Genomic DNA, 5,519 nt, shown 5'->3' with positions numbered 1-5,519 from the left:
GAGGGACCTTTTGGTTTTATTTTTCCACATGGAGGGTGGGGGTCAAAAACTTTTTGAGAGGCTCTGGACAATTTTTCGTTTTTTTATCGGATTTTCCAGGGAAGCCCCAGCTTGAATAAGTTCTCCAAATTTCCTAAAATTTTCCTTAGGTATTTTAACCGTTTCCCGATAGCTTTTCTTCTTTCTGATAAGATACTTTTCGTTTTTTAGCTACTTTTAAGTATTCCTTTCTAGCGATTATTCTAGAAGTTCTCGCTTTTTTTCTCAATTTTACTCTTAATGGTTTATAAAGATATCTATATTTTCTTCNNGTCTCAATTCTNGGCTGATTTAATATGCCTAAATCCGTTGGGTATTTGATGTCTGTTGGCGCACAAGTCGCATCTAAAATTAGTTTACCTTTATTTTTTATTTTTTCTCCTTTTTCTTGGAGACAATCCTTTTTTTTTACTTCTTTATCACTCTTGTCTATTTCTCTTTTTACTATTTTTTTATTGATTTTATTTATCAATTCTCCATCAATTCTTTTCCTAAAATGAACTAGCATTGAAGATTCCAGTGGTGGCTCTTGTTGATAACAATTTAAACCTATAAAGTATTGTAGATAGGGATTTTCTCTAATCTGTTCTATAGTTTCTCTATCACTTGTTCCTAATTTTTCCTTAATAATTAATGTCCCTAATGCCATTCTAAATAGTTTGGCTGGCGCACCTTTTTCTGCTGAAAAAAGTTTAGCATATTCTTCCTCAAAATCATCCCAAGGTATCAACTCTGCCATGATTACCCAACGATTATTGGGGGACAATTTACCCTCGAAAGGTAATTCAAATTTTTCTGGGGGCGGTAAAGGTTGCTCCTCTTTTCGATACATTTGTTCTTGACCAACAACTGGGAGGTGTTTCTACCAATTATAGCGGTTTGTAGCCGACAAAGCTGATCTTTTTTGCGATCGCGAATATGGGTGTAACCTTTTAAAGAATAGGGTTTTGCTTTTATTCAGCAAACCCTATTTAATCTTATTATTGTCCGTCTCTGGTATGATGCAAAAGTTCGCTATTGTTGTCGAAACCTGATCTTATGCCCAGACGGAAATCTGTGACTCACTTTGTAGCTGTCAATGACCTGGAACAACCCCCAGAAGAACAAGAGGGACTACTGATAGAAGTTCCCCATAAAGGGGGTGATAATGCCTCAAATCGAGAAAAGGCTTTAGAAATAGTTTTAACTATGTGGGAAAAAGGACAAATTGAGCCAGATTTATTTCCTAATGGTCTTACTTCTGAGAATATTTTTTTCGTGCCTCCTGATAGTCCCCGTTTAGAGAAATTAGATAGGACCAGAGAATCTCTCCCCATTCCCCCCATTGTCAAGGGAGCGCAAGAGATTATCCATTTAACCAAACTGCAACTGGAGGTACAAGAGGTAGCCGAAGTTGCTGCTCCTTATGTTCCTGTTATTGAAGCCGTTCTTTCGGGAAATCGTCCTCTCAATAACTCAGAAAGAGAAATTGCCAGAGATAAGAAATATGCCAAAGTAATTACCAAGTTAGGGGAAATAGTAGCATCTGTGTCTGACTACCGAGAGAATTGCACAGGAAATGCGCGACTTATTCTTAATGCGATCGCTTGGCAGTCTCAGCAAGGAGTGGAAAATGACTCTGATACTCCAACAGGATTGGTGCATGAATCAGATGGTGTCATTTAATAATGGACAATGGATAATTGATAATTGATAATTACCTATTCGGTTAAGGGAAAACTATTTATAAATAATTAAAGTAAATCAAAGGTTATTTTATGGGCAAAAGTTCTAAGCCAATCAAAACTAAAAATAATGAACTTCTCTTTTGTATAATAACGAGTATTCAAGCAAAGACATTGGAATATATTTTATGAGTATGGAGCAATTCTCAGAAGGGAGCGAATCAACCCAATCATTGGGACTGTCATCGTTCCATGAACGTCGTCGTTGTCTTGAAGAAGAACATCAATGGCTACTCAAACAAATCAAACGAAAACGTACTGAACTAAAGAATTTTTTAGATCAGATGCGTAGTATTGGCATGGAGATTTTTAGAAGAGTCTCCCCCATTCAACAACAAATCCAAGAACTAGATAGAGAGATTCATGAATTATTCTCGGAAATTTTAACAAAGAGAAAATTGGGGAAAAAAAGTAGGGAGGATATAGTAGGGGTCTATCATTCTCTTCAATTAATGGGAGTAATAAGTTCTCAATCAGAGGAATTAGAAGAAGATGAAGAAGAGGAGAATATATTTTCAGATTCACAAGAGTTTAAATCAGCTAAAAATAAGAATCAAAAAAAAGCAGATTATACAGAGCAAGAGGATGAAGATAATGATTTTGATCAAGGAGATAAAAAATCTAATAAATCAGGGGAAATGAGAAAAACGTTCTTGAAATTAGCCTCTCTATTTCACCCTGATAAAGCCAGTGATCCAGAAACACAGATTTATCATAATGAAGTCATGAAAGAAGTTAATCGAGCTTATGAAGAGGGGGATATAGCCAGATTATTAGAAATAGAAAAACAGCATCATCTCCAACAAGAAATCGACCTAAATAATACCGCAAAGAGTGAAATTGAAAGAATTTGTTTGATGAGGGCAAAAGATAATGAACTTCTAAGAACTCAATATGAAAACTTAAAGAAAGAACTAAGGATGGTGAGACGAACCCCAGAGGGGACAATGGTTAAAGAATATCGAGCTTGTCAGAAACGAGGCGTGGATGGGATGGCTGAACTAACTAAAGAATTAGAAACTAAAGTTAAACCAATCGAAAGTATCCGTGATTTTGTCAGAGATTTTCGTGACAAAAAAATTACTATATCAGACTTTCTGAAAGGCCCCGGTAGTTCAGTTCAAGAAGAAGAAATATTAGAAATGATGTTAGAAGAATTATTAGGAATTAGAATAATGTAATTCAATAATGGATAATGGACAATGGACAATGGATAATTACCTCCCCCTAAAAGGGAAGAGGATTGATAAAAATGAATATTTTTGTCTTTTTTCTCCTTTAAAGGAGAGGTTTTAAACCGAATTAATTATCAATTATCAATTATCCATTGATAAAAATGAACTCAAATGAAAGTTTAAAAATAGTTACACATCGCCTTTTATTGATATAATATAAGGGGCGATATGAGAAAACAGTTACTCAAAAATCATGACAGAAAACAAGGGTGAAGTTGGGTCTTATCTTAAGAGAATCGGTCAAATTCCTCTCCTAAAACCTGATGAAGAAATTGAATTAGGTAAGCAAGTGAAAAGGATGATGACTTGTTGGGAAAAGAAATAGGAATAAGCGTAAGAGAACTTCAGTTAATCCTAAAAAGAGGAAAAAGAGCCAAAGAAAAAATGATCCAAGCTAATTTAAGATTAGTAGTAGCGGTGTCCAAAAAATACCAGGGAAAAGGATTAGAATTTATGGATTTAGTGAGCGAGGGAAACTTAGGATTAATTAGAGCAGTAGAAAAGTTTGAATATGATAAAGGATACAAATTTTCAACTTATGCTTATCATTGGATTAGACAAGCTTTAGTGCGAGCAATTTGTGATAAGGGACGAACCATTAGAGTTCCTGTTCATATTAATGAAGAGATTAGTAAGCTGAAAAAAGTGCAGTTAGAAATTAGACAAAAGTATGGGAGAAGTGCGACGGTAAGAGAGCTTTCAGAAAGGTTAGAAATCTCCCCTGAAAAGATTAGGGTATTAAGATCCGTCAACAATCCTATGCTCTCTTTAGATCAAAAGGTTCTTGGAGACGAAGACAACTCAACATTGCTCAGTTTTCTGGCAGATCCCAATGGGGATTTACAGAAATTTCTGGATAACCTTGGCAATAAAGAACTGGTGGAGCAATGTCTCTGTGGATTAAAACCACAAGAGCAAAGAGTTTTGAGAGAATATTATTTAGAAACCCCTTCTTTAACTTTAAATGAGATTGGCAAAAAAATGAACCTGAGTCGTGAACGAGTGAGACATATTAAAAATAATGCTTTAGATAAATTAAAGCAAGTAATTGTCACTGAGAAGAATGATGAATCGGAGATTATGTCAGTTAACTTTGAGTCAATTACCCCAGAAAAATCCCTGAAATTCAAATCTCGTTTAAAGGGGTCTTTAAAAGTAGAAACCCAGGAGAAAGTCAAATCTCATCAGCTAATGGTTACAGAAACTCTAAGAGTTAAAGAGGCAGAGAAAACCTCGATAATCTCAGATCAAGTCGAACATGATTCCTTAAATCTTGCCTCGAAGATAATAAGAAAATCTCCTCAAAAATCATCTAAAACTAAAAGTAACGTGAAAGATAACTCAGAAAGTAGTCAATCAAAAGTTAAGAAAAAGTCATCAGCTAAATCTAAGCCCAAGACAACCCTATCTAAAGCTCAACAAAGAGAACTGAAAAAGCAATTAAATCAATTATCTTATCAAAAATAATTATAAAATATAAGAATTAGAGTGGATAATTAAGGTTTCTATTTCTTGTTTAATGAATAAAAAGCCTACCCAAAATGTAACTGCTCACCGCAACAAAAAAGTCTTATTGAAAAGCACTACAAACAACATCAGTTGAGTCAACAAAAATATAAGCCCTGTGATTTAGCGTAAAATTTAAGCTAATTTATTACGGCTATTTTAATGACTAACATTCCCAGAATCAAGTCTTTTAAAAACCTCAAATAAAAACAACAATATGAGAAAAAAAAGAATAGTAAGATAGTTTTTTGTTAGCGGAGATTATCCGCTAACCTTGTTTATTTTTGTGCAGAGAGATAGGGGGATCAAGAAAAATCTATCCCCCATCGGCTCCGGAGCCTTTTACATCTCTAATCCTGGGGGACTCCGACCAGCTAATGAAAATAATTCGCATAATTGGACAATGGCATTTTGCCCCTGTAATCTCATGGTCTCTAAAAAACTGAACATTTGGGTGACTAACTCTGCACCCCAGTCGCTTCTTGCTCCCCCACTTACTTTGCGGTGAATGACAATGGGACGTAAAGCTCTCTCAGCATCATTATTATCTGGTTTGACTTCAGGATAAGTTAGAAAGGTGAACCACTCTTCCCAATGACGTTTGAGACGGTTAATCAATCTTTGTGCATCATAAGGCTATCCTTTTTTGGGAGTTGCTTTAAAAATCTTTTGCAGTGAGTTCTCGACTTCTGTTCTTTTGGAAGCCTAAGTCTTCAAGGGTTAAATTTCGAGCATGATAATGACGATAATGGATACGGGCGGTTGCTAAAACTTGTTGTACTCCGGCAGCAAATTCTCGATTCGATTGAAAACGACTGGTTTTAGCGGAATCTAACTCTCCTCTAAATGTTCCAGACATTCCTGTTGGCCATCGCACTTGTCTAAGTTAGCCTATAGCCTCATTCTTGAGATGCCTTTAAATCTCCCCTACATTTCCCACTTCGCGAACTCCAGTGGAACCCAATTAACACAACTCTTTGATTTCTACCAAACCATATGTTCCTCCATCAAACCG

At 35.6% G+C, this 5,519-nt stretch carries 4 protein-coding genes and 2 pseudogenes; 4 read left to right on the top strand and 2 right to left on the bottom strand.

Going from position 1 to position 5,519, the window contains the following annotated elements:
- Nucleotides 1-871 (bottom strand): annotated as a pseudogene (locus CWATDRAFT_RS29370) (transposase); the annotation flags it as partial.
- A gap of 224 nt (nt 872-1,095) precedes the next feature.
- Here CWATDRAFT_RS29370 and CWATDRAFT_RS29365 point away from each other — a divergent pair.
- From CWATDRAFT_RS29365 to CWATDRAFT_RS29355, 4 genes are all read left to right on the top strand, one after another.
- Nucleotides 1,096-1,704: a hypothetical protein gene (locus CWATDRAFT_RS29365; protein WP_232287233.1), complete on the top strand. Its 609-nt coding sequence runs from the start codon at nt 1,096-1,098 to the stop codon at nt 1,702-1,704.
- Nucleotides 1,705-1,891: 187 nt separating this feature from the next.
- Nucleotides 1,892-2,944 carry a J domain-containing protein gene (locus CWATDRAFT_RS29360; protein WP_007308371.1) on the top strand — a complete coding sequence of 351 codons (1,053 nt, stop codon included), beginning with the start codon at nt 1,892-1,894 and terminating at the stop codon, nt 2,942-2,944.
- Nucleotides 2,945-3,191: 247 nt separating this feature from the next.
- Nucleotides 3,192-3,323, top strand: coding sequence for a sigma-70 factor domain-containing protein (locus tag CWATDRAFT_RS41555; RefSeq protein ID WP_081451036.1), 132 nt, complete (start codon nt 3,192-3,194; stop codon nt 3,321-3,323).
- Nucleotides 3,308-4,465: a sigma-70 family RNA polymerase sigma factor gene (locus tag CWATDRAFT_RS29355; protein WP_157134205.1), complete on the top strand. Its 1,158-nt coding sequence runs from the start codon at nt 3,308-3,310 to the stop codon at nt 4,463-4,465. Before CWATDRAFT_RS41555 ends, CWATDRAFT_RS29355 begins: the two co-directional genes overlap by 16 nt.
- A gap of 381 nt (nt 4,466-4,846) precedes the next feature.
- Here CWATDRAFT_RS29355 and CWATDRAFT_RS35035 read toward each other — a convergent pair.
- Nucleotides 4,847-5,371 (bottom strand): annotated as a pseudogene (locus tag CWATDRAFT_RS35035) (IS66 family transposase); the annotation flags it as partial.
- Nucleotides 5,372-5,519: the final 148 nt, after the last annotated feature.

Origin of the sequence: Crocosphaera watsonii WH 8501 (genome assembly GCF_000167195.1) — a bacterium.
Classification (GTDB): domain Bacteria; phylum Cyanobacteriota; class Cyanobacteriia; order Cyanobacteriales; family Microcystaceae; genus Crocosphaera; species Crocosphaera watsonii.
The sequence above is the reverse complement of the archived record's forward strand: the minus strand, read 5'-3'. Positions and strand labels throughout refer to the sequence as shown.

Coding starts and splice junctions, on each gene's coding strand:
- CWATDRAFT_RS41555 (WP_081451036.1), top strand. CDS start 3,192: ATGACAGAAAACAAGGGTGAAGTTGGGTCTTATCTTAAGAGAATCGGT.
- CWATDRAFT_RS29360 (WP_007308371.1), top strand. CDS start 1,892: ATGAGTATGGAGCAATTCTCAGAAGGGAGCGAATCAACCCAATCATTG.